Raw genomic sequence first — 22,832 nt, 5'->3', positions numbered from 1 at the left:
ACGGAAAGTGCGGCTTTTTTGTGCGTCAAAGCAAGATTCCGTGTGGCAATCGGCAAAATTTAAAACTGTGACTCAGCGCTAACTATTTGAATCGCAATCCCCAAAAAATCCCCTCGTCCAGCCTTTAACCAAAAAAAATTGATGTACGTCAATTTTGGTATGACCAAATAACCTCGCATGTTATTCTGGCCTTAGAGAGCCGATTTATTTTAAGCGAACCCTATGTATTCTAAGGATATTATTTATTTACCCTGGAATAACAAATGGTTCACATTTAGGGGGTTATTTTGACAACGCCAAAGAAGAAAATCGTTATTGTTGGCGGCGGCGCCGGTGGTCTGGAGCTGGCGACCAGCCTGGGCCATAAACTTGGCCGCAAGAACAAAGCGGAGATCACGCTGGTGGATCGCAACCACAGCCATTTGTGGAAACCGCTGTTGCACGAAGTGGCAACCGGTTCCCTCGATGACGGCGTGGATGCGCTCAGCTACCTGGCGCACGCGCGCAACCACCATTTCAGCTTCCAGCTGGGGTCGTTGACCAACATCAACCGCGAGACGCAAACGCTGCAGCTGGCGCAGATCTGCGACGAGCAGGGCGGCGAGTTGGTGCCGGCGCGCGAATTGCCGTACGACATCCTGGTGATGGCGCTGGGCAGCACCTCGAACGATTTCGGTACGCCGGGCGTGAAAGAGCACTGCATCTTCCTGGATAACCCACATCAGGCACGTCGTTTCCACAACGAAATGCTCAACCTGTTCCTGAAGTTCTCGGCGCAGCCGGGGCAAAAAGAGCGGGTCAACATCGCTATCGTCGGCGGCGGCGCCACCGGCGTTGAGCTGTCCGCCGAACTGCACAACGCGGTCAAGCAGCTGCACAGCTACGGTTTCGAAGGCCTGGACAACAGCGCGCTCAACGTGACGCTGGTGGAAGCCGGCGAGCGCATTCTGCCGGCGCTGCCGCCGCGCATTTCCGCCGCTGCGCACCAGGAACTGATCAAATTGGGCGTGCGCGTGCTGACCAACACCATGGTGACCAGCGCGGACGCCAAAGGCCTGAACACCAAGGGCGGCGAGTTTATCGACGCCGATCTGATGGTGTGGGCGGCCGGCATTAAGGCGCCGGACTTCATGAAAGACATCGGCGGCCTGGAAACCAACCGCATCAACCAGTTGGTGGTGGAGCCGACGCTGCAGACCACGCGCGATCCGAACATCTTCGCCATCGGCGACTGCGCCTCTTGCCCGAAAGAGGGGGGCGGTTTCGTGCCGCCGCGCGCCCAGTCGGCGCACCAGATGGCTTCGCGCTGCGCCACCAATATTCTGGCGCTGATGAACGGCCAGACGCTGAAGCCATACGTGTATAAAGACCACGGCTCGCTGGTGTCGCTGTCGCGCTTCAGCACCGTCGGCAGTCTGATGGGCAACCTGATGCGCGGCTCGATGATGGTGGAAGGGCGCATCGCGCGTTTCGTTTACATCTCGCTGTACCGCATGCACCAAGTGGCGTTGCACGGCTATATCAAAACCGGCCTGATGATGCTGGTGGGCGGCATCAACCGGGTGATCCGCCCGCGTCTGAAAATGCACTGATCCTGCCTTTGTCGATCAACCCGCGCCGGTTCGCCCGCGCGGGTTTTTTTTGGGCGGCGCGAGGCGAACGGCGGCGGTTGCTTGATTCTTCAGCATAAGCTGTCGTCGACATGGGTAAAATTCTTAAGATTCCTCCTAAACAACGGGAAAACGGCCGTTTTCCCGCATTTTTGGTCCCCTTGTCTTATTGCGGGTCCTCAGATCATTGTGCAGACTTTACCTCGTTTACAGACGGCGCGTCGCGCACGCCGTAAACCGGGATACCGCAAGCCGCCCATGCGCAAAATAATAAGCGCGGTGCCAGCCGGTCACAGACCCCGGAAAAAATGCGTGGTAACACTTTCAGGAGGTTTCCTGTGAACAAGTCAATGTTAGCCGGTGTTGGAATTGGTGTCGCTGCCGCTCTGGGGATTGCAGCAGTAGCCAGCCTGGACGTTTTTTCTGCCGGTCCGCAGTACGCGCAGGTGCTCGCCGCAACGCCGATTAAAGAAACCATCAAAACGCCGCGTCAGGAATGCCGCAACGTCACCGTTACGCACCGTGCGCCGGTGCAGGATGAAAACCGCATCGCCGGTTCTGTGCTGGGCGCAGTGGCGGGCGGCGTGATCGGCCACCAGTTCGGTGGCGGTCGGGGGCGCGACGTGGCGACCGTGGTCGGCGCGCTGGGCGGTGGCTATGCCGGCAACCAGGTGCAAGGGGCGATGCAGAACAACGACGTCAGCACCAGCGTTCAGCAGCGTTGCAAAACGGTCTACGACAAGTCCCAGAAAATGCTGGGTTATGACGTGACTTACAAGATCGGTAATCAGCAGGGCAAGATCCGCATGGATCACGATCCGGGCACGCAAATCCCGTTGGATAAAAACGGGCAACTGGTGCTGAACAGAGCCTGATCGCCACATTCGAATTAAGCCCGCGGGCAGTGTTAGTTCTGATCGTTTAACCCGGTTAAGCGAGCGGCGTTAACATTGACGCGGGTTTCTGTTTTCTGCCTGCCAAAAATTTGCGATTGTTCTAATGTCTGCGTGCGATATCACTGGGCAAAACTTCAAAAAAGCCCCCGCGTTTGTTATATTATTGTGCAATTAAGCGGTGTGTTCGGTGCCAATCGCCACACCGGCCAAACCCGAGTATTTCGTCTCGCAGAGATAACGACATGTTAGATTTTCGCTTTCCGACAGCGTTGCAAATGGTCCTTAGCGTCGCCGTAGCTGAGAAGCAGGGCATGCGTTCGACAAGCGCCACCCTCGCCGCCGCTCTGGAAGCCAACCCCAGTTTTATCCGCAAACTGATGGTCCCGCTGACCAAAGACGGCATCATCGTTTCCACCCTGGGCCGAAACGGCTCTATCCATCTCGGCCGCCCGGCGGAAGAGATCACCCTGCGGGACATCTATCTGGCGGTGATCGACGATAAGCGCATCTGGGCTTCCCGCCCTGAAGTACCGGCCCGTTGCCTGGTGAGCGCCAACGCCTGCTGGTATTTCAAATCGGTGGTGAACGAGGCCGAGCAGGCTTCGCTTGCGGTGCTGGCGCGCCACACCGTGGCCGATTCGCTGGCCGAACTGGAGCGGGGCGACAAGCGCGCCTGCGCGGAGTACGCCGCCGCGCAAGAGGCTGAAACCGCCGACAAATAATCGCGGTTCGCATGCATAAAAAAAGGTCGGGCAATGCCCGACCTTTTTGCATTTTAACGCCGCGTTCAGACGGTCTGTGGCTGTGCTTTGCGCGCCACCAGGCGCCGCAGGGTGACGTAGAACACCGGCGTCAGGAACAGCCCGAACAGGGTGACCCCCAACATGCCGGAGAACACCGTGATGCCGGTGACGCCACGCACTTCGGCGCCGGCGCCGTGGCCGAGGATCAGCGGGATGGTGCCGGCGATGAAGGCGATGGAGGTCATCACGATCGGCCGCAACCGCAGGCGACAGGCCTCCAGCGCCGCCTCGACGATGCCTTTGCCCTGCATTTCCAGCTCGCGGGCGAACTCGACGATCAGAATGGCGTTCTTGCAGGCCAGCCCCATCAGAACGACCAGCCCGACCTGCACGAACACATTGTTGTCGCCGCCGGTGAGCCACACGCCGAACAGCGCCGACAGCATGGTCATCGGCACGATCAGGATCACCGCCAGCGGCAGCGTCCAGCTCTCATACAGCGCCGCCAACGCGAGGAACGCCAGCAACACCGCCACCGGGAACACCACCAGCGCGGCGTTGCCTTGGGTCGATTGCTGGTAGCTCAGATCGGTCCACTGGATGTTCATGCCGTTCGGCAGCAGCTTGCCGGCCATCTGCGTCAGCGCGCCCATCGCCTGGGTAGAGGAGAGTACGCGCGGATCGGCGTCGCCGATCAGATCCGCCGCCGGGAAGCCGTTATAGCGGATCACCGGATCCGGGCCGTAGGTGGTGCCGATGCTGACCATGCTGCCGATCGGCACCATTTCGCCTTTGTCGTTGCGGGTGCGCAGGTTGGCGATGTCCTCCACGCTGTCGCGGAACTGGCCGTCGGCCTGCGCCATCACCTTCCAGGTGCGGCCGTAGCGGTTGAAGTCGTTGATGTAAGACGAACCGAGGTAGGTCTGCAGCGTGCTGAACAGCGCATTGAGCGGCACCCCCTGCGCCTTGGCCTTGTCGCGATCGATTTTGGCGTCCAGCTGCGGCACGTTGGCCTGATACGAGGAGATCGGGAAGCCCATCCCCGGCGTTTGCATAATGGCGCCGGACATCGTGTTGATCGCTGTCTGCAGCGCGCCGTAGCCCAGCCCGGCGCGATCCTGCACGTACAGCGAATAGCCGGAGCCCTGGCCGATGCCGAGGATCGGCGGCGGCATGATTGAGAAGGCGAAACCTTCCTGAATCTGTGAGATGCGCGCGTTGATTTCGGCGTTGATCTGCGCCGCGGTGCGGGTACGGGTACTCAACGACTCCAGCGCGAAGAACACTGTGCCGGTATTCGGCGTATTGGTGAACTGCAGCGCGTTCAGGCCGGGGAAGGCCACCGCATCGGTGACACCGTCCACGCTCAGGCCGATGGCGCTCATCTTGCGGATCACCGCATCGGTGCGTTCCAGCGAGGCGCCTTCCGGCATTTTCACGCCGCCGATCAGGTACAGCTTGTCCTGCGTCGGGATAAAGCCGCCGGGCACGGTCTTGAACATCACCCCGGCGGCGGCCAGCAGCAGCAGATAGACGACGAACACCGCGCCGCGCCGGCCCAGCACGCGGGATACGCCGCGCTGGTAGCGGTGCGAACCGCTGGCGAAGAAACGGTTGAACGGCCGGAACAGCCAGCCGAACAATCGGTCGATCAGGCGCGACGGCAGATCTTTCGGCGCGCCGTGCGGTTTGAGCAAGCGCGCCGCCAGCGCCGGCGACAGGGTCAGCGAGTTGATGGCGGAGATCACCGTCGAGATGGCGATGGTGACGGCGAACTGCTTGTAGAACTGGCCGGTAACGCCGGAGAGGAACGCCATCGGTACGAACACCGCGCACAGCACCACGGCGATGGCGATGATCGGGCCGGAGACCTCGCGCATCGCCTGGTGCGCCGCCGCCAGCGGCGACAGCCCCTCTTCGATATTACGCTCGACGTTTTCCACCACCACGATGGCGTCATCCACCACGATGCCGATCGCCAGCACCAGCCCGAACAGGCTGAGGGTATTGAGCGAGAAGCCCAGCAGATACAGCGCGGCAAAGGTGCCGACCACGGAGATCGGGACCGCCAACAGCGGAATGATCGAGGCGCGCCAGGTTTGCAGGAACAGAATGACCACCAGCACCACCAGGATCACCGCTTCCAGCAGGGTATCCACCACCGCGCGGATCGAATCGCGCACGAACACCGTCGGATCGTAAGGCGATTTCCAGCTCATGCCGTCCGGGAAGCGGGTCGCCAGTTCGGCCATCTTGCCGCGCACCGCGTCCGACAGCTCGATGGCGTTGGCGCCCGGCGACTGGAAGATACCGATACCGACCGCATCCTTGTTATTGAGCTGGGCGCGCAGCGCGTAGCTGCCGGAGCCCATTTCGATGCGCGCCACATCGCGCAGCCGCACGATCTCGCCGTTGTCGCCGCTCTTGAGGATGATGTTGCCGAATTCTTCTTCGGTTTGCAGGCGGCCCTGGGCGTTGATCGACAGCAGATAGTCGCTGCGTGTCGGCATCGGCTCGGCGCCGAGCTGGCCGGCGGAGACCTGCACGTTCTGCTCCTGCATGGCGCTCACCACGTCGGAGGCGGTCAGCCCGCGCGCGGCGACCTTGTTCGGATCAAGCCAGATGCGCATCGCATACTCACCGGCGCCGAAGATCTGCACCTGGCCGACGCCCGGCAGGCGGGCCAGCTCATCCTTGACCTTCAGGGTGGCGTAATTGCGTAGATACAGCGAATCGTACTTGCCGGAAGGCGACACCAGATGCACCACCAGCGTCAGCGCCGGGGACTGCTTCTGGGTGGTGATGCCCTGGCGACGCACGTCTTCCGGCAGGCGCGCTTCGGCCTGCGCCACGCGGTTTTGCACCTGCACCTGCGCCTGATCGGGATCGGTGCCCGGGCGGAAGGTGACGGTGGTCACCAGCACGCCGTCGGAACCGGCGACCGATTTCATGTACATCATGTTTTCAACGCCGTTGATCGCTTCTTCCAGCGGCGTGGCCACCGTTTCAGCGATCTCTTTCGGGTTGGCGCCCGGGTATTCTGCGCGCACCTGCACGCTGGGCGGCACCACGTCCGGGTACTCGCTGATCGGCAGCAGCGGGATGGCTATCACCCCGGCGACAAAAATCAGGATCGACAGCACCGCGGCAAAGATCGGTCGGTCGATGAAAAAGCGGGAAAAGTCCATGGGTCAGAAGTCTCTGCTGGGAGCTTAGTTAAGTGCGGAGGCGATAGGATTCATGGCGACGGCTTTCGCGTCGACCGGCATGCCCGGCATAAACACTTTCTGCATGCCGTCAACGATCACCCGATCGCCGTTTGCCAACCCTTTCTGCACGATGCGCAATCCTTCGGCCATGCGGCCCACGTCGATGTCGCGGCGCTGCGCCTTGCCGTCTTTATCGACGATGTAAACGAACTTGCGGTTCTGATCGGTCATCACCGCTTTATCGTCGATCAGCATGGCGTTGAACTCGGCGCTGCCGGGCATCTGTACCCGGGCGAACAGCCCCGGTGTGAAGCGGCGATCGCGGTTGTCGAGCAGGGCGCGCATGCGGATGGTGCCGGTCCCGGCGTTCAGCTGGTTATCGGTGAAATCCACCAGCCCCTGATGCGGGGTGCCTTCTTCGCCTACCAGGCCGACCTTCACCGGTAGGCGCGCGTCGTGCCGGCCCTGCTGCTGATAGCGCAGGAAGGTGGCTTCATCCACGTCGAAATAGACATAGACCTTGTCGAGCGATACCAGCGTCGTCAGCACGCTGGCGCTGTCGCCGGCGGTGACCAGGTTGCCGGCGGTGATCATCGCGCGGCTGGCGCGCCCGTCAATCGGCGCGATAACGCGGGTAAAGTCGAGATTCAGCTGCGCCATATCGAGCTGGGCCTGCGCCGCCAGCACGTTGCTTTGCGCCTGCGCGGCGGATGACCGACGCTGCTCCCAGACTTCCTGAGAGATGGCCTGAGTGCCGATCAGTTTCTCGGTGCGCGAGGATTCGCTGCGCGCCAGGGCGGCCTGGTTGCGAGCCCGCACCAGTTCCGCCTGCGCCTGTTCGCGTGCGGCGCGGTAGGTGCGATCGTCGATGGTGAACAGCACCTGGCCTTTTTTCACCTCGTCACCTTCGGTGTAGTTGACCCGCTCGATGTAGCCGGAGACCCGTGGGCGCAGTTGCACGCTTTGCACCGCTTCGACCCGGCCGTTGAACGCATCCCACTGGCTGATCGGCTTGACCACCACGCTGGCGGCACTGACCACCGGCGGCGGTGGCGGGGCGTTGTGCGCGACGCTGTTGTCGCATCCGGCGAGCAGGGCGGCCAACAGCGCCACCCCGGAGAGCCGCTGGCCCAGAGCGACGGCGCGCGTGCGGCCGCCGGCGTTGAACGATGAGTTTGGTTGATTTGCCATTATTTTTATTCCGATAAGTAAGCGCGGTCAGGCCCCATACCCGGCCCTGTTCTCCGGGATTCGCCCCCGCGCCGGCGTGCGGTGAGGGGGCGGCTGCGTCGTGCAGCGGCGCAGCGTTAGGTTTTGAAACACATTGGTGTCACATTAATGTATCAATATCGGTTACATTAATTGGGTGGAGTATAGTGGCGGCTTTCTGGTAAATGCAATAATAAAAATTGCATTTAAAGCGAAACTGTTGCAACGTATGTGCATCGGGCAGAGGGTGACCCTGCCGAATGATGGGAGCATCAGCATGAACACGACGGGCTTTATTACCGATTTGAAGGCGTGGATCGACAACAATCTGGAAGAGAAACTGGATATCAACACCGTGGCGGACCGCGCGGGCTATTCCAAATGGCATCTGCAGCGCATGTTCAAACGCCAGACCGGCTACGCGCTAGGGGAGTATATCCGCATGCAAAAACTGAAAGTATCGGCGGAGCGCTTGGCCAACAGCGGCGAGCCTATCGTCAGCGTGGCGATTTCGCTTGGCTTCGACTCACAGCAGTCGTTCAACCGCAGCTTCAAGCGCCAGTTCGGCCAAACGCCGGGCGACTGGCGCCGCGCGTTGGCGCAGCCGGCGTCTATGGGGCGCACGCACCACTGAGCGGTTGGCGAGTGGGGATAAAAAAGCCTGAATTTGCGTTCGGGCTTTTTTGTCTATGTGGAACGAGGGATAGATTCGCTGCGCTCACCCTGCGGGCCGCCGTTGGCGGTCCAAAACGCGGGCGTTTTGTCGAACCCTGTCGAGGGTTCTCACCCTCCCGGTCAGTGCGCTATGCATACAAAAAAGCCTGAACGTGAGTTCAGGCTTCTTCGTAGAATATGGCGGTGAGGGAGGGATAGATTCGCTGCGCTCACCCTGCGGGCCGCCGTTGGCGGTCCAAAACGCGGGCGTTTTGTCGAACCCTGTCGAGGGTTTTCACCCTCCCGGTCAGTGCGCTATGCATACAAAAAAGCCTGAACTTTCGCTCAGGCTTTCTCGTTAGAATATGGCGGTGAGGGAGGGATAGATTCGCTGCGCTCACCCTGCGGGCCGCCGTTGGCGGTCCAAAACGCGGGCGTTTTGTCGAACCCTGTCGAGGATTCTCACCCTCCCGGTCGGTGCGCTATGCATACAAAAAAGCCTGAACTTTCGCTCAGGCTTTCTCGTTAGAATATGGCGGTGAGGGAGGGATTCGAACCCTCGATACACTTTCGCGTATACACACTTTCCAGGCGTGCTCCTTCAGCCACTCGGACACCTCACCATATTTTTTGTTGCGAAATCATCGCTGCAACGGGGCGCTACTATAGGGAGTGGGGCCGATCCGGTCAAGAATAATTTCTGTGTTTTTGTTCGTCCGCTCAAGCCGTGCGCACTTTGCTGAAAACTGCGGCGAACGGCAGGGCTGAAGCCATGAAAGGGCGAGAAAATCAGGGGTAAGGTTCGTGGATAACCGGCGGAAATGGGAGTCGCGATCGCAGAGGGAGGGATGCGCATCCCTCTCGGCGGTGCATCATGCAAAAAAAAAGCCTGGACGCGAATCCAGGCTTTCTCTTTGAATTTGGCGGTGAGAGAGGGGTTGATTCGCTGCGCTCACCCTGCGGGCCGCCGTTGGCGGTCCAAAACGCAGGCGTTTTGTCGAACCCTGTCGAGGCTTCTCGCCCCTCTCGGCGGTACACCATGCAAAAAAAAAGCCTGGACGCGAATCCAGGCTTTCTCTTTGAATTTGGCGGTGAGAGAGGGGTTCGAACCCTCGATACACTTTCGCGTATACACACTTTCCAGGCGTGCTCCTTCAGCCACTCAGACACCTCACCGTTTTTGTTGTCGAAAACGCTTTGCGCTGTCGACGGGCGCTAATGTAGGAGAATCTGATCTCAGCGTCAACCCTCTTATTTCATTCTCATGACTGTTTAGCCAAACTTGCAGCAATTTGCTGATTTACCGAACGATATTTCCACTCGTGGTCGCCAGCGGGCAGGGCAGGCAGTGGCCAGAATCCATGAAAGACGATTGTTTGACCTTTTTCTGTACAGGTAGCTCAATATATCGCCAATGAGATTGGGTTGTTTGCTGTTATATGCATTAATACTGGATTATTAGTCAGATGTGTCGCTAAATGGAATCATGTCGGCGCGGCGTTTTTGGCAAGGAATATCACGACGCCGCGCAGATTGCCGGGTGACAGGCCGGCGATATCGCAGACAGGGACAGACTCATTACATAATAATGCAGTAGAGGTTCGTTTTGACTCCTTCAGATGCCATGCCGGCGCCGCAAGCGCGCCATGCCATTCCCCCCGGTGCGGGGGCGCTGTTCTTCATCCAGATCTTCGCCACGCTCGGCTTCGCCGTGCTTTACTCTACGCTGGTGCTGTACGCCACCAAGCGGCTGGGCTTCAACGAAAGCAGCGCCAACGCCATGATGGGCGTATTCGGCGCCTTCAACTATGGCCTGCACATGTTCGGCGGCTACCTCGGCGGCCGATTCCTCAGTAACCGCAATCTGTTCGTGCTCGGCATGGTGCTGCAGGTGATCGGCTGCGCGCTGATTGCCGTCGCGGGCGTGTGGGGGCTGTACTGGGGGCTGGCGATGTTCCTGACCGGCAGCGGCCTTAACGTCACCTGCATCAATATGATGCTCACCCAGCGTTTCAAGCGGGATGATGACCGGCGCGAATCGGCGTTCCTGTGGAACTATGCCGGCATGAACCTCGGGTTCTTCGTCGGCTTTACCGTCGCCGGTTATTTCCAACTGACGGAAAACTACCGCGCGCTGTTCCTGTTCGCTACGCTGGGTAACGCCGCGGCGATCATCGTCGCCGTCTGCCGCTGGCGCATTCTGGCGGATCTCAATACCCCGCTGCACGACGCCAGCCGCAGCCAATACCGTTGGCGCATGCTGGTCGGGCTGGCGGTACTGGTGGCACTGGTGCCGATCATCCGCGTGATGCTGACCCACGCCGAGTTCAGCGGCCACTTCGTGATCGTGCTCGGTGCGCTGATCTTCCTGATGCTGTGCGTGGTGACGCTGCGCCACCATCCACGCGATGAGCGCCGCAGAATGGCGGCCTATCTGATTCTGGCGCTGGGCTCGCTGGTGTTTTGGGCGCTGTACCAGCTGGCGCCGATGGGGCTGATGCTGTTCTCCGAGCACAACATCAACCTGAACGTTTACGGCATTCAGGTGGCGCCGCAGTGGATCCAGAACATCAACACGCTGGTGATCGTGGTGGGCGGCCCGCTGCTGGCCTGGTGGTTCAACCGCCTGCGCGCTCGCGGTTGCAACATCGACATTCCGCTGCAGTTCTCCGGGTCGCTGTTCTGCATCGGGCTCGGCATGCTGGTGCTGCCGCTGGGTATCAGCATGGCGGGCGGCGACGGGCTGGTGGCATTCAAATGGATCGTTATCAGCTATGTGTTGCAAAGCGTCGGTGAATTGATGATCTCGCCGATCGGTTACGCCATGATCGGCAAACTGGCGCCACCGCGCTATCAGGGCGTGATGATGGGCTGCTGGATGATGGTGACCGGCGTCGCCTCGGTGCTGGCGGGCTACGTCTCCGGCCTGATGCCGGAAAACAGCGGCAGCACGCCGCTGCAAACCAACCCCGGCTACAGCGAAATCTTCAGCGCGCTGGGCTGGGGGGCGACGGGCGTCAGCGTGGCGATGCTGATTCTCATTCCGCTGCTGCGGCGCCTTATCCGGCGCGACGCCCCGTCTGCCGCCTGATTGATGAGTATGCACAACAGCCCCACTGGTCGGGGCTGTTTTTATTTTGGGCTTTAACGCTTGCATCCGGCGGCGAATCGCGGAAGGCTGGAGGAAAACCAATAAAAACAAACGGGAGCCCCGCAGTATGAACATCATTTATTACCACCCCTTGTTCAACGCCCAGGAATGGCTGGCAGGCATCAAGCAACGCCTGCCGCAGGCCGAGATCCGCGAGTGGCAGCGCGGCGACGAGCGGCCGGCCGATTATGCGCTGGTGTGGCGCCCGCCGCACGAAATGCTGGCCAATCGTCGCGATCTGAAAGCGGTGTTCGCCCTCGGCGCCGGCGTTGACGCGATCCTCGATCAGGAGCGAAAGCACCCCGGCACGCTGCCCGCCGGCGTACCGCTGCTGCGGCTGGAGGATACCGGCATGGCGCAGCAGATGCAGGAATATGCGCTGAGCTATGTGCTGCGCTATTTCCGTCGTTTCGACGAGTATCAGGCGCTGCAGCAGCGGCAGGAGTGGCAGCCGCTCGATCCGCACTCGCTGGATGATTTCACCATCGGCATCCTCGGCGCCGGCGTGCTGGGCCAGAGCGTGGCGCGCAAACTGACCGAGTTTGGCTTCAGCGTGCGCTGCTGGAGCCGCAGCGCCAAACAGATCGATGGCGTGCAAAGCTTCGCCGGGGAGGCGCAGCGCGCGGCCTTCCTCGACGGCGTCAAATTGGTGATCAACCTGCTGCCCAATACGCCGGAGACCGTCGGCATCCTCAACCGCGAGCTGTTCGCGCAGTTGAGCACGGGCGCCTATCTCATCAACATCGCGCGCGGCGCGCATCTGGTGGAGGCCGATCTGTTGGCGGCGCTCGAGCAGGGGCAGCTGGCCGCTGCCACGCTGGACGTGTTCGCCCGCGAGCCGCTGCCGCAGGATCACCCGTTCTGGCGTCATCCGCGTGTCACCATTACCCCGCATATTGCTGCCATCACGTTGCCGCAGCAGGCGATGGATCAGATCGCCGCCAACATCCGCGCGCTGGAGGCGGGGCATGCCCCGGCCGGCGTGGTCGACAGGCAACGGGGATACTGATCCTTCAGCCGCCGTTCGGTAACTGATAAGCTGACACCGTCATCGCGCCTGCCCGTACCTTTGCGGGCGGGCCCTCTGGAAGGAGAAACAATGTACCCCGTTGATTTGCATATGCACACCGTCGCCAGCACCCACGCTTACAGCACGCTGCACGATTACATCGCCGAAGCCCAGCAGAAGGGCATCAAGCTGTTCGCCATCACCGATCACGGCCCGGACATGGCCGATGCGCCGCACTACTGGCACTTTATGAACATGCACGTGTGGCCGCGCCGGGTGAACGGCGTGGGCATTTTGCGCGGCATCGAAGCCAACATCAAAAACCTGCAGGGCGACATCGACTGCACCGGCCCGATGTTGACCGCCACCGACGTGATCATCGCCGGTTTCCATGAGCCGGTGTTTGCGCCGCAGGATAAAGCGTCCAATACTGAAGCGATGATCGCCGCGATGGCGCAGGGGGACGTGCATATCATCAGCCACCCTGGCAACCCGCGCTACCCGATCGACATTCCCGCCGTCGCGGCGGCGGCGGCCAAATACGAGGTGGCGCTGGAGCTGAATAACTCGTCGTTCACCCATTCGCGCAAGGGCAGTGAGGCCAACTGCCGGGCGATCGCCGCCGCGGTGCGCGATGCCGGCGGCTGGCTGGCGCTGGGCTCGGATTCGCACGTCGCCTTTTCGCTGGGTAACTTTGAGCACTGCGAACGCATCATCGAAGAGGTGGGCTTCCCGCAAGAGCGCATTCTCAACGTCAGCCCGCGCCGGTTGCTGGACTTTCTCGAACGGCGCGGCAAGCCGGCGATTGCGGAATTGGCCGATTTGTGACATCGTCCCGGCAAAATTTTCCGTATTGTATAAGGCATTATCATGAATGAGTTTTCCATTGTTTGCCGCGTGCTGGGTACGCTGTTCTACCGTCAGCCGCAGGATCCGCTGCTGGTGCCGCTGTTCGCGCTGATCAAAGAGGGGAAGCTGCAGCAGCACTGGCCGCTGGAGCAGGATGACCTGCTGAAGCGCCTGCAGCAGGGCTGCGACGTCAACCAGTTGGCGACCGACTTCAACGCGATGTTCGTCGGCAGCGAATGCAGCGTGTCGCCGTTCCGCTCCGACTACGTCGAAGGCGCAAACGAAGCGGAAGTGCGCACCTTCCTGCAGCAGCGCGGCATGCCGCTGGCGGAGGCGCCGGCCGACCATTTCGGCCAGCTACTGCTGGCGGCGTCTTGGCTGGAAGATCAGTCGCAGGAAGATGAAGCGCAGGCGCAGATCGCCCTGTTCGACGAGTTCCTGCTGCCGTGGTGCGGCCGCTTCCTCGGCAAAGTGGAAGCGCACGCCACCACCGGTTTTTACCGCACGTTGGCGCTGATGACCCGCGACGCCATCCAGGCGATGCGCGACGAGCTGGCGGAGTACGAGCAGGACGACGAAGCGGGCGACGAAGAAGCGTAACGCCGCAGCCATCCCGGCGGGCCGCCCGGCCCGCTAAACACAGGTTTGCATCCCCCAGACGTAAATTGACAAAAGATCCCCTAATCTGGCGGTTTACCGTCGGTTCGGCCGCGCCTGCGCGCCGCGCTTTTTCACGCAAGGGGTAGATGATGAAAAGTAACTGGATGCAGCAGATTCAAACGTTGATCGGGCAGAAGGCCGGCGCGATGGGCGGGGCGGAAGGCATCGGTAAGCTGCTGGCGCCCACGGCGCTGGGCGGCCTGGTCGGCGTGCTGTTAGCCAACAAATCCTCGCGCAAGCTGGTGGGCAAGTTCGGCAAGAATGCGCTGATCGTCGGCGGCAGCGCGGCGGTGGGCGCGGTGCTGTGGAACAAGTACAAGCAGCGGGTGAAAGAGACCCACCAGGGCGAACCGCAGTTCGGTTTGCAAACCACGCCGGTGGATCTGCGCGCCAAACGCCTGGTGCAGGCGCTGGTGTTCGCCGCCAAGAGCGACGGCCATATCGATGCCGACGAGCAGCGTGCCATTGATCACAGCCTGGCGCAGCTGCAGGTGGGGGAGGAGGCGCAGGGTTGGGTGCAGGAAGCGCTCGATCAGCCGCTCAACCCGGAGCTGATCGCCCGCAGCGTGCAAAACGAAGACGAGGCGCTGGAGGTTTACTATCTGAGCTGCCTGGTGATCGACGTCGACCACTTTATGGAGCGCGGCTACCTCGATGCGCTGGCGCAGGCGCTGAAGATCCCGGCGGACGTCAAGCAGGGCATCGAGAGCGACGTCAACGAGAAAAAGCGCGAGCTGGCATAGCGCCGCTTGGCAAGCCGGGGGGAATCGTGTCACTCTTGCCGCAATCTATGTAAGCGGATGATTTAGCAATGATGACCCCACCGAAAGCGGAAAAACGCCCTTATCCCATCACCATCCACGGCGACACGCGCGTGGATGACTACTACTGGCTGCGCGACGACGAGCGCGCAGACCGCCAGGTGCTGGACTACCTGCAGGCGGAAAACGCCTACACCGATGCGATGCTGAAACCGCAGCAGGCGCTGCGCGAGACCCTGTACGAAGAGATGGTGGCGCGCATTCCGCAGCAGGAACATTCGGTGCCTTACGTGCGCCACGGCTATCGCTATCAGACGCGTTATGAGCCGGGCAACGAATACGCGATTTCCGTGCGCCAGCCGCAGGCCGAGAGCGAGCACTGGGAGGTGCTTATCGACGGCAACCAGCGCGCCGAGAACCACGAGTTTTACACCCTGGGCGGGCTGGACGTCAGCCCCGACAACCAGCTGCTGGGGGTGGCGGAGGATTTCCTGTCGCGCCGCCAGTATGACATTCGCTTCAAGAACCTGGCCGACGGCAGCTGGGCGAACGAAGTGCTGGAGAACACCTCCGGCAGCTTCGAGTGGGCCAACGACTCCTCGACGATCTACTACGTGCGCAAGCACGCCAAGACGCTGTTGCCGTATCAGGTCTATCGCCACGTGGTGGGCAGCGATCCGCAGCAGGACGAGCTGATTTATGAAGAGCGGGACGATACCTTCTACGTCGGGCTGGAGAAGACCACCTCCGAGCGCTTTATCCTGATCCACCTTAGCAGCACCACCACCTCGGAGATCCTGCTGCTGGACGCCGATCGTGCGGACGCCAAGCCGCAGCTGTTCGTGCCGCGCCGCAAGGATCACGAGTACGCCATCGATCATTATCACCAGCATTTCTACATCCGCTCCAACAAGGACGGCAAGAACTTCGGCCTGTACCAAAGCGAACAGGCGGACGAAGCGCAGTGGCAGACGCTGATCGCCCCGCGCGCCGACGTGATGCTGGAGGGCTTCAGCCTGTTCCGCGACTGGCTGGTGGTGGAGGAGCGCAGCGCCGGGCTGACGCTGCTGCGCCAGATCCACTGGCAGACTGGCGAAGAGAAGCGCATCGCCTTCGACGATCCGACTTACACCACCTGGCTGGCGTATAACCCGGATCCGGAGACCGCGCTGCTGCGCTACGGCTATTCGTCGATGACCACCCCGACTACGCTGTACGAGCTGAACATGGACAGCGGCGAGCGGACGATGCTCAAACAGCAGGAAGTGAAGAACTTCACGCCGGAAAACTACCGCAGCGAGCGAGTGTGGGTGAAGGCGCGCGACGGCGTCGAGGTGCCGGTCTCGCTGGTGTATCGCCAGGACAGCTTCCAGCGTGGCGCCAACCCGCTGATGGTGTACGGCTACGGCTCCTACGGCAGCAGCATGGATCCGGCGTTCAGCGCCAGCCGCCTGAGCCTGCTCGATCGCGGTTTCGTGTTCGTGCTGGCGCACATTCGCGGCGGCGGCGAGTTGGGGCAGCTGTGGTATGAAGACGGCAAGCTGTTCAACAAGCAGAACACCTTCAACGATTTTATCGACGTGACCGAAACGCTGGTCGCCCAGGGATACGGCGACGGCAAGCGGGTGTTCGCCATGGGCGGCAGCGCCGGCGGCCTGCTGATGGGGGCGGTGATCAACCAGGCGCCGCAGCTGTTCCACGGCGTGGTGGCGCAGGTGCCGTTCGTCGACGTGGTGACCACCATGTTGGACGAGTCGATCCCGCTGACCACCGGCGAATACGACGAGTGGGGCAACCCGAACGAACAGGCTTATTACGACTACATCAAGCAGTACAGCCCGTACGATCAGGTAAAGGCACAGGCATACCCGCATCTGCTGGTGACAACCGGCCTGCACGATTCGCAGGTGCAGTATTGGGAGCCGGCCAAGTGGGTGGCCAAACTGCGCGAGCTGAAAACCGACGATCGGCAGCTGCTGCTGTATACCGACATGGATGCCGGCCACGGTGGCAAGTCCGGGCGCTTCAAGGCCTATGAAGATATTGCGCTGGAGTACGCCTTCATTCTGGCGCTGGCGGAGTAACGGCGAACGGCGGGCGGCCTGTGCTGCCCGCCGTGTTAGCCAATCAGATAGTATTTCAGCGTGTGTTTCATGTCCGGGCTCAGATCGTCGATGGATTTCAGCATCCAGCGCAGATAGCCGGGATCTTCCTGGGCGATGCGATCGATCTCCTGCCCGCGATATTTGCCGAATTTGAACTTCTTCAGCAGCACCGGTTGTTCGGTGATCTGCACCATTTGCTCCGGCGTCCAGCCCGAATCCTTGATGATGCGTTGCAGCAGCGCGGCGGTGACGTAGCAGTCATACAGCGCGCGGTGCGGGTATAGCGTGGCGTCTGCCGGTAGCTGCACGTCCAGGTTCAGCGCGTAGCGCAGATATTGGTTGCCGTACTTGATGTCCGGATACAGCGTGCGCGCCAGCTTGAGGGTACAGATCCAGGCGCCGTTCATCTCCGGCAGCACGCCGCGATCGAAAGCGGCGTTGTGCGCCACATAGTAAGGGCTGCCCTGATAGCGGCCGATCGCCACCGCGATGCGCGGTTTGCCTTCCACCATCTGTTCGGTGATGTGATGAATCGCCATCGCGTCGAGGCTGATGGGGCGATCCGGGCTGACCAGATCGCTCATCGGGTTGGTTAACTGACCGTCGAGCAGATCGAGGGAGGCCACTTCCACCACGCCGCCGTCCAGCCCACAGGTCTCGGTATCTATTACGCGTAACGTCATGTTTTCCTCCGCGTTGCCGTCAGGCCTCAGCTTAACCGGCACAGACGGCCGTGCCAACCGCACCTTGCTGCTGGCAATAAAAAACCCGCCTTGGCGGGTTTAATGACGGATGGAAGGACGCTTACTCACCAGACGGATGCGCTTTTTTGGCGCGTTTCTCCGCACGTTTCTCAGCTGGGGTTTTCAACGGCTTCTTCTTCGCATTCTTTTTGCTATCCATTCCCTTACTCATGATGGCCTCTCGTTACCTATGATTGGGTGGCTTGCTCAGCCATTAACCGCCTAAAGCCAAGAGGATGCAAGCGGCAAAGTGCAGGTTTAGGTTAACTGGCTGTTTGTGCGTGAAATTTTGTTTTTTGATGACCAGGTGCTAAAAATTAATATTATGTTATAATATTACACTTTTGATATTGGGAGAGCGCAATGACAGTCATGACGTTACCGGATACGCAGCAACTGCTGGCCATGCCGGATTCTGATTATATGAACTCGATTCAACGGGCGTTTTTCCGTCAGCTGCTGCAGGATGAGCGGCAAAAACTGTTGCTGCACATCGATGAGCTGAAAAAAGAGATCGACGGTGGTGAAGCGACGGGCGATGAAGCCGACAAGGCGGCACGCGAAGAGGATCTGCGCCTGCTGTTCCGCCAGTTGGATCGCGAAAGCCGCCTGTTGCCGAAAATCGATGCGGCGCTGGCGCGATTGCAGAACGGCGAGTACGGCTACTGCCGGGAAACCGGCGAACCTATCGGGCTGGCGCGGCTGCTGCTGCGCCCGACGGCAGAGCTGAGCATCGAAGCGAAAACCGCACAGGAGATGCGCGAGCCGCATATGCGCAAAGGTGGCTAATTGAGTCCTGCCGGGGGGCGATCTCGCCCCTCAACCGATCGTGCCTGTGGGCATTTTGCAGGCAGGTCGTTGCGATTTTGAGCAAACGCGCGCCGAGTTCTCGGCGCGCGTTCGAGTTTTCGGGTTTTACCGTTGACCTGCCGGGCGGCTTCCGCTTTGATGAAAGCATGACTCACAGAGAGACGGAAAGCGCCATGGAACAATTACGAGGTTTGTACCCGCCGTTAGCGGCATACGACAGCGGTTGGCTGGACACTGGGGATGGCCACCGGATCTACTGGGAGCTGAGCGGCAACCCGAACGGTAAACCGGCGGTCTTCATTCACGGCGGACCGGGCGGCGGCATCTCCCCGCATCATCGTCAGCTGTTCGATCCGGAACGCTACAAGGTGCTGCTGTTCGATCAGCGCGGCTGTGGCCGCTCCCGTCCGCACGCCAGTCTGGACAACAACACTACCTGGCATTTGGTGGCCGATATCGAGCGGCTGCGCGAAATGGCCGGCGTCGACCAATGGCTGGTGTTCGGCGGCTCCTGGGGATCAACGCTGGCGCTCGCCTATGCGCAGACCCACCCGGAGCGCGTCAGTGAAATGGTGTTGCGCGGCATTTTCACCCTGCGCAAACAGGAACTGCATTGGTATTACCAGGATGGCGCTTCACGCTTCTTCCCGGACAAATGGGCGCGCGTGCTGTCCATTCTGTCGGATGACGAACGTAAAGACGTGATCGCCGCCTACCGGCAGCGGCTGACCTCGGCCGATCCGCAGGTGCAGCTCGAAGCGGCCAAGCTGTGGAGCGTGTGGGAAGGGGAGACGGTGACGCTGTTGCCGAGCCGCGAATCCGCTTCGTTCGGCGAGGATGATTTCGCGCTGGCGTTCGCCCGCATTGAAAACCACTACTTCACCCATCTGGGCTTCCTGGAGAGCGACGACCAGCTGCTGCACAATGTGCCGCTGATCCGCCATATTCCGGCGGTGATCGTCCACGGCCGCTATGACATGGCCTGCCAGGTGCAGAACGCCTGGGATCTGGCCAAAGCCTGGCCGGAAGCGGAATTGCATATTGTGGAAGGGGCGGGGCACTCGTATGACGAGCCGGGCATTTTGCACCAGCTGATGATCGCCACCGACCGGTTCGCCGGCAAGTGACGTAAAAAACCCGCCGTTACGGCGGGTTTTTTATTACTTGACCTTCGGCTCGTACGGCAGGCGCGAAAACCTGTGGGATTCCGCGCGGTAGTGGGCCACGCGCTCGCGAAAATAGTCGCGCAGCGGCTCCGGCTGCTCGCGCTCCACCACTTCCGGGATCACCGGCATGTTGTAGCGCTCTTTGTACGCCACGCCTGAGGCGGCGAGATCCACGTTCACCCTGTCCATTTCTTCTTTGGACAACTCGGCCAGATTGTAAACCACCTTATGCTCCTTACTTTGCCGCATTGAACCTGCGCAGAAGGTAATCCACCCGGCGGCGCTTGGCAAGCCCGTTGCGCCGCCGTCGCGGGCGATATTTACCCAGGAGTAATGCAATCTATTTATTCTTTTAAATAAGAATGATTCGCTTTTTGATTTAAATAAAAGATGGAAATAATTATCATGTTAATTCTCAACGCGGATTTAATATTTTAACTTAATGATATTTAAATGATTTATAATAAATGTGTTTTGAGTGTAAATAAGGTGTTTTTATTTTTACGGCAGCAGGGCATAATGCGCGGAAATTAAATTCATGACCTGCAAAATAAAAGGAATCATTATGCTGACGCAAGAAATGACTCAAAAGCTGAATGAGCAACTGAATCTGGAGTTCTACTCCGCCAACCTGTACCTGCAGATGAGCGCATGGTGCAGCGATAAAGGCTTTGAAGGCGCCGCCGCATTTCTTAAAGAGCACTCTCAGGAAGAGATGCAGCATATGCAACGTCTGTTCGACTACCTGAGCGACACCGGCTCTTTGCCGCTGTTGGGCAGCATCGCCGCGCCGCCGGTGGCGTTCGAATCGCTGGCGGACGTGTTCCAGCAAACCTACGAACACGAACAGCTGATCACCCGTCAGATCAACGAACTGGCGCACGCCGCCATGACCGCACACGATTATTCCACCTTTAACTTCCTGCAGTGGTACGTGGCGGAGCAGCACGAAGAAGAGAAACTGTTCAAATCCGTGCTGGATAAGCTGGCGCTGGTGGGCACCAGCGGCAAAGGCCTGTTCTTCATCGACAAAGATCTGAAGAAAATGGGCGCGATGGGCCAGGGCGGCAACGGCCAGGCTTAATCTGCAACAGAACACCGAAAAACCGCGCGCGGGCGAGCCTGACGCGCGGTTTTTTTTACCCTGCGTTTATCGCGGTTATGCGGCGATACGTGCTGCCGGATCGCAAAATGCCAGTGATGCGCTCGACTTGCCGCAGCGTGGTCGTTATGATTTACCGCGATACGCTACAGGGATGGTAGAGTCAAAACAGCGGGTTAGCCGATACGACCCGTTTTTTCTGTTACCCGTGGCGCAATCATTTGCGGTGGGTTGGGGCCGCTGATACATCGCCTTGGCTGTGGCCTTAACCCTTATGACCCTCTTTTACTGTTAAGGGATACCACTGTGATCGGTAAAATTCGTTCCTCCTGTCGCCTGCTTTCCACCGTTTTCGTCCTGTTCGTCGGCCTGTCTTCGCAGCAAGCGCTGGCGCACGCCCATCTGAAAGTGGAAACGCCGAAGGCCGACGCCAGCGTCAGCCCGGCGCCGAAAGCGCTGACCCTCAGCTTCTCCGAAGGCATCGAGCCGAACTTCAGCGGCGTGAAAATCACCGGCTCGGACAACGCCGTGGTGAAAACCGGCAAGCTGCAGCTCGATCCGAACAACAACACCCAGGTCAACGTGCCGATCGAAGGCGAGCTGAGCGCGGGCAAATACAACGTCAGCTGGCATGTGGTGTCGGTCGACGGGCATAAAACCAAAGGCCAGTACAGCTTCACCGTAAACTGATCGTGAGTCTGGCGACCCTGTTCGTTCTGTGTCGCTTGGTGCACTTTGCGGCGGTGATGCTGATGTTCGGCATCAGCCTGTTCACCGCCTTATTGTCACCGCGGCGCCTCTCCCCGATCCTCTCCCGCGATGTGCGCCCGCTGCTGCTTGCCGGCACCTGGATTGCCGGGCTTTCCGCCGTGGCGCTGCTGGCCATTCAGGCCGGGCAAATGGGCGACGGTTGGGAAGACGCCTGGCGGCTGGAGGTCTGGTGGGCGGTGCTCGGCACCACCTTTGGCGAAGTGTGGCGCTGGCATCTGGGCCTGTCGCTGCTGGCGATCCTGAGCCTGCTGCTGCCGGAACGGCCGCGCGCGCAGGCGTTGGCGCTGTGTTCGGCGCTGCTGCTGGTGAGCCTGGCGTTTATCGGCCACGCGGCGATGCACGAAGGCGCGCTGGGCGCGCTGCACCGCGCCAACCATGCGGTGCACCTGCTGGCCGCCGGCTACTGGTTCGGCTGCCAGGCGCCGCTGCTGGTCTGCCTGCGCTACCTGCAGCCGCCGCAGTGGCGTAGCGACGCCATCACCACGCTGATCCGTTTCTCGCGCTGGGGGCACCTGGCGGTGGCGGCGGTGATCGTCACCGGCATCGTCAACAGCCTGATCATTCTCGGCGGTTGGCCGCTCAACCTCAGTTCGCCTTATCAACGCCTGCTGCTGATCAAAGCCGCGCTGGTGGTGCTGATGGTGATGGTGGCGCTGGCCAATCGCTACGCCATCGTGCCGGCGATGAGCCGCGTGCCGGCGCTGGCGCAGCGCGGCGTGGTGCTGGCCTGCTGGCTCGAAGTCGGGTTGGGGATGGCAGTGCTGCTGCTGGTCAGTTTATTTGCAACCTATGCGCCGGTATGACATTTCAGCTTGCCGCAACCGGGTAAGCTGCGAGAAAATTGACGCGAATAGCAACCTTAAGGCCAATACATGAAATCGGTATTACTCGGCATTACGCTGCTGGCAACCGCGACCGGCGCGCTGGCGGCAGACAAACTGGTGAACATCACCAAACTGGAGTACGGCAAACAGTGGGCGTTCACCAAGGAAGAAGTGACGCTGCAGTGCCGCAGCGGCGGCGCGCTGTTCGTGCTCAACAACAGCACCCTGATGCAATACCCGCTCAACGACGCGGCGGAGCAACAGGTGAAGAAGGGCCATCAGCGTGCGCAGCCGCTGGAGGTGCTCCTGCTGGACGACCCTGCCGAACCGGGGAAAAAAATGAGCCTGGCGCCGTTCATTGAACGCGCCGAGAAGCTGTGCGCTGACTAACCGCTTGTTTGCCAACGCCTTGCCCAACGCGCGCGGATTGATGCGCATTTGCCGCATAGTTATTTCGTCACGAAACTATCACGCGGCCGCCGGGCGGCTGGCAAAACTGGCGCGGTAGGCTACTCTTAAAGTGCACGGCTGAACAAGCCCTGCATTAAATGCCAACTTTT

20 protein-coding genes, 2 tRNA genes and 2 other RNA genes are annotated in these 22,832 nt (G+C 60.4%); 16 read left to right on the top strand and 8 right to left on the bottom strand.

Annotation, left to right across the window (positions count from 1 at the left end; genetic code table 11):
* The first annotated feature begins 287 nt into the window (after nt 1-287).
* From ACYF6X_RS10750 to ACYF6X_RS10740, 3 genes are all read left to right on the top strand, one after another.
* Nucleotides 288-1,592, top strand: coding sequence for an NAD(P)/FAD-dependent oxidoreductase (locus ACYF6X_RS10750; RefSeq protein ID WP_004928794.1), 1,305 nt, complete (start codon nt 288-290; stop codon nt 1,590-1,592).
* Between the two features lie 356 nt (nt 1,593-1,948).
* A complete protein-coding gene (locus tag ACYF6X_RS10745) occupies nt 1,949-2,485 on the top strand; it encodes a glycine zipper 2TM domain-containing protein (RefSeq protein ID WP_167325016.1) in 537 nt (178 codons plus the stop codon).
* 263 nt (nt 2,486-2,748) lie between these two features.
* Nucleotides 2,749-3,228, top strand: a complete 480-nt coding sequence (locus ACYF6X_RS10740) for an RrF2 family transcriptional regulator (protein ID WP_025302433.1) — start codon at nt 2,749-2,751, stop codon at nt 3,226-3,228.
* Between the two features lie 65 nt (nt 3,229-3,293).
* Here the strand turns inward: ACYF6X_RS10740 and sdeB are convergent, their stop codons facing one another.
* Both sdeB and sdeA read right to left on the bottom strand, forming a co-directional pair.
* Nucleotides 3,294-6,437 (bottom strand): multidrug efflux RND transporter permease subunit SdeB, encoded by a 3,144-nt coding sequence (gene sdeB / locus ACYF6X_RS10735; RefSeq protein ID WP_130018742.1) that lies wholly within the window; start codon nt 6,435-6,437, stop codon nt 3,294-3,296.
* A 24-nt stretch (nt 6,438-6,461) separates the two neighbouring features.
* Nucleotides 6,462-7,649 (bottom strand): multidrug efflux RND transporter periplasmic adaptor subunit SdeA, encoded by a 1,188-nt coding sequence (gene sdeA / locus ACYF6X_RS10730; protein ID WP_130018743.1) that lies wholly within the window; start codon nt 7,647-7,649, stop codon nt 6,462-6,464.
* A gap of 295 nt (nt 7,650-7,944) precedes the next feature.
* On the opposite strand from sdeA, the gene ACYF6X_RS10725 reads away from it, so the two are divergent.
* Complete coding sequence (locus ACYF6X_RS10725) at nt 7,945-8,301, top strand: helix-turn-helix domain-containing protein (protein WP_004928813.1); 357 nt, start codon at nt 7,945-7,947, stop codon at nt 8,299-8,301.
* 219 nt (nt 8,302-8,520) lie between these two features.
* Here ACYF6X_RS10725 and ACYF6X_RS10720 read toward each other — a convergent pair.
* The 4 genes from ACYF6X_RS10720 to ACYF6X_RS10705 form a co-directional block, all read right to left on the bottom strand.
* Nucleotides 8,521-8,640, bottom strand: a non-coding RNA gene (locus ACYF6X_RS10720) — RtT sRNA.
* Nucleotides 8,641-8,687: 47 nt separating this feature from the next.
* Nucleotides 8,688-8,807: non-coding RNA, RtT sRNA (locus ACYF6X_RS10715), on the bottom strand.
* A 47-nt stretch (nt 8,808-8,854) separates the two neighbouring features.
* A tRNA-Ser gene (locus ACYF6X_RS10710) sits at nt 8,855-8,944 on the bottom strand.
* A 463-nt stretch (nt 8,945-9,407) separates the two neighbouring features.
* Nucleotides 9,408-9,497, bottom strand: a tRNA-Ser gene (locus tag ACYF6X_RS10705).
* 448 nt (nt 9,498-9,945) lie between these two features.
* Between ACYF6X_RS10705 and ACYF6X_RS10700 the strand changes: the two genes are divergently transcribed.
* The 6 genes from ACYF6X_RS10700 to ACYF6X_RS10675 all read left to right on the top strand — a co-directional run bounded on the left by ACYF6X_RS10700 (nt 9,946) and on the right by ACYF6X_RS10675 (nt 16,835).
* Nucleotides 9,946-11,412 (top strand): peptide MFS transporter, encoded by a 1,467-nt coding sequence (locus ACYF6X_RS10700; RefSeq protein ID WP_130018039.1) that lies wholly within the window; start codon nt 9,946-9,948, stop codon nt 11,410-11,412.
* A gap of 127 nt (nt 11,413-11,539) precedes the next feature.
* Nucleotides 11,540-12,481, top strand: coding sequence for a glyoxylate/hydroxypyruvate reductase GhrA (gene ghrA, locus ACYF6X_RS10695; protein WP_060419491.1), 942 nt, complete (start codon nt 11,540-11,542; stop codon nt 12,479-12,481).
* A gap of 90 nt (nt 12,482-12,571) precedes the next feature.
* A complete protein-coding gene (locus ACYF6X_RS10690) occupies nt 12,572-13,309 on the top strand; it encodes a phosphatase (RefSeq protein ID WP_004928821.1) in 738 nt (245 codons plus the stop codon).
* A 42-nt stretch (nt 13,310-13,351) separates the two neighbouring features.
* Nucleotides 13,352-13,930 (top strand): TorD/DmsD family molecular chaperone, encoded by a 579-nt coding sequence (locus ACYF6X_RS10685; RefSeq protein ID WP_063989542.1) that lies wholly within the window; start codon nt 13,352-13,354, stop codon nt 13,928-13,930.
* A gap of 149 nt (nt 13,931-14,079) precedes the next feature.
* A complete protein-coding gene (locus ACYF6X_RS10680) occupies nt 14,080-14,733 on the top strand; it encodes a tellurite resistance TerB family protein (RefSeq protein ID WP_038875883.1) in 654 nt (217 codons plus the stop codon).
* 68 nt (nt 14,734-14,801) lie between these two features.
* Nucleotides 14,802-16,835, top strand: coding sequence for a S9 family peptidase (locus ACYF6X_RS10675; RefSeq protein WP_130017901.1), 2,034 nt, complete (start codon nt 14,802-14,804; stop codon nt 16,833-16,835).
* A 35-nt stretch (nt 16,836-16,870) separates the two neighbouring features.
* Here ACYF6X_RS10675 and exoX read toward each other — a convergent pair whose 3' ends face one another.
* Entirely contained in the window at nt 16,871-17,539 is a 669-nt protein-coding gene (gene exoX / locus ACYF6X_RS10670; protein WP_004928833.1) for an exodeoxyribonuclease X, read from the bottom strand.
* Nucleotides 17,540-17,962: 423 nt separating this feature from the next.
* Between exoX and dksA the strand changes: the two genes are divergently transcribed.
* Entirely contained in the window at nt 17,963-18,388 is a 426-nt protein-coding gene (dksA, locus tag ACYF6X_RS10665; RefSeq protein WP_107226957.1) for an RNA polymerase-binding protein DksA, read from the top strand.
* Nucleotides 18,389-18,582: 194 nt separating this feature from the next.
* Entirely contained in the window at nt 18,583-19,536 is a 954-nt protein-coding gene (gene pip, locus ACYF6X_RS10660; protein WP_063990329.1) for a prolyl aminopeptidase, read from the top strand.
* A gap of 33 nt (nt 19,537-19,569) precedes the next feature.
* Here pip and ACYF6X_RS10655 read toward each other — a convergent pair whose 3' ends face one another.
* Complete coding sequence (locus ACYF6X_RS10655) at nt 19,570-19,800, bottom strand: DNA polymerase III subunit theta (protein WP_063989545.1); 231 nt, start codon at nt 19,798-19,800, stop codon at nt 19,570-19,572.
* Between the two features lie 340 nt (nt 19,801-20,140).
* Between ACYF6X_RS10655 and ftnA the strand changes: the two genes are divergently transcribed.
* The 4 genes from ftnA to ACYF6X_RS10635 all read left to right on the top strand — a co-directional run bounded on the left by ftnA (nt 20,141) and on the right by ACYF6X_RS10635 (nt 22,662).
* Complete coding sequence (gene ftnA, locus ACYF6X_RS10650) at nt 20,141-20,659, top strand: non-heme ferritin (protein ID WP_025302449.1); 519 nt, start codon at nt 20,141-20,143, stop codon at nt 20,657-20,659.
* Between the two features lie 324 nt (nt 20,660-20,983).
* Nucleotides 20,984-21,367 (top strand): copper homeostasis periplasmic binding protein CopC, encoded by a 384-nt coding sequence (gene copC / locus ACYF6X_RS10645; RefSeq protein WP_130017902.1) that lies wholly within the window; start codon nt 20,984-20,986, stop codon nt 21,365-21,367.
* A gap of 2 nt (nt 21,368-21,369) precedes the next feature.
* A complete protein-coding gene (copD, locus tag ACYF6X_RS10640) occupies nt 21,370-22,251 on the top strand; it encodes a copper homeostasis membrane protein CopD (protein ID WP_130017903.1) in 882 nt (293 codons plus the stop codon).
* 69 nt (nt 22,252-22,320) lie between these two features.
* Entirely contained in the window at nt 22,321-22,662 is a 342-nt protein-coding gene (locus tag ACYF6X_RS10635; RefSeq protein WP_025302452.1) for a YebY family protein, read from the top strand.
* Nucleotides 22,663-22,832: the final 170 nt, after the last annotated feature.

Source organism: Serratia sp. ID 25-353, from assembly GCF_054792795.1.
The sequence above is the reverse complement of the archived record's forward strand: the minus strand, read 5'-3'. Positions and strand labels throughout refer to the sequence as shown.

Excerpts from the sequence above, each read along its gene's own strand:
- dksA (WP_107226957.1), top strand. The coding sequence starts at position 17,963 with ATGACAGTCATGACGTTACCGGATACGCAGCAACTGCTGGCCATGCCG.
- sdeB (WP_130018742.1), bottom strand. The coding sequence starts at position 6,437 with ATGGACTTTTCCCGCTTTTTCATCGACCGACCGATCTTTGCCGCGGTG.
- ACYF6X_RS10740 (WP_025302433.1), top strand. The coding sequence starts at position 2,749 with ATGTTAGATTTTCGCTTTCCGACAGCGTTGCAAATGGTCCTTAGCGTC.
- ghrA (WP_060419491.1), top strand. The coding sequence starts at position 11,540 with ATGAACATCATTTATTACCACCCCTTGTTCAACGCCCAGGAATGGCTG.
- ACYF6X_RS10690 (WP_004928821.1), top strand. The coding sequence starts at position 12,572 with ATGTACCCCGTTGATTTGCATATGCACACCGTCGCCAGCACCCACGCT.
- pip (WP_063990329.1), top strand. The coding sequence starts at position 18,583 with ATGGAACAATTACGAGGTTTGTACCCGCCGTTAGCGGCATACGACAGC.
- ACYF6X_RS10725 (WP_004928813.1), top strand. The coding sequence starts at position 7,945 with ATGAACACGACGGGCTTTATTACCGATTTGAAGGCGTGGATCGACAAC.
- exoX (WP_004928833.1), bottom strand. The coding sequence starts at position 17,539 with ATGACGTTACGCGTAATAGATACCGAGACCTGTGGGCTGGACGGCGGC.
- ACYF6X_RS10675 (WP_130017901.1), top strand. The coding sequence starts at position 14,802 with ATGATGACCCCACCGAAAGCGGAAAAACGCCCTTATCCCATCACCATC.
- ACYF6X_RS10635 (WP_025302452.1), top strand. The coding sequence starts at position 22,321 with ATGAAATCGGTATTACTCGGCATTACGCTGCTGGCAACCGCGACCGGC.
- ACYF6X_RS10680 (WP_038875883.1), top strand. The coding sequence starts at position 14,080 with ATGAAAAGTAACTGGATGCAGCAGATTCAAACGTTGATCGGGCAGAAG.
- sdeA (WP_130018743.1), bottom strand. The coding sequence starts at position 7,649 with ATGGCAAATCAACCAAACTCATCGTTCAACGCCGGCGGCCGCACGCGC.
- ACYF6X_RS10685 (WP_063989542.1), top strand. The coding sequence starts at position 13,352 with ATGAATGAGTTTTCCATTGTTTGCCGCGTGCTGGGTACGCTGTTCTAC.
- ACYF6X_RS10700 (WP_130018039.1), top strand. The coding sequence starts at position 9,946 with ATGCCGGCGCCGCAAGCGCGCCATGCCATTCCCCCCGGTGCGGGGGCG.
- ftnA (WP_025302449.1), top strand. The coding sequence starts at position 20,141 with ATGCTGACGCAAGAAATGACTCAAAAGCTGAATGAGCAACTGAATCTG.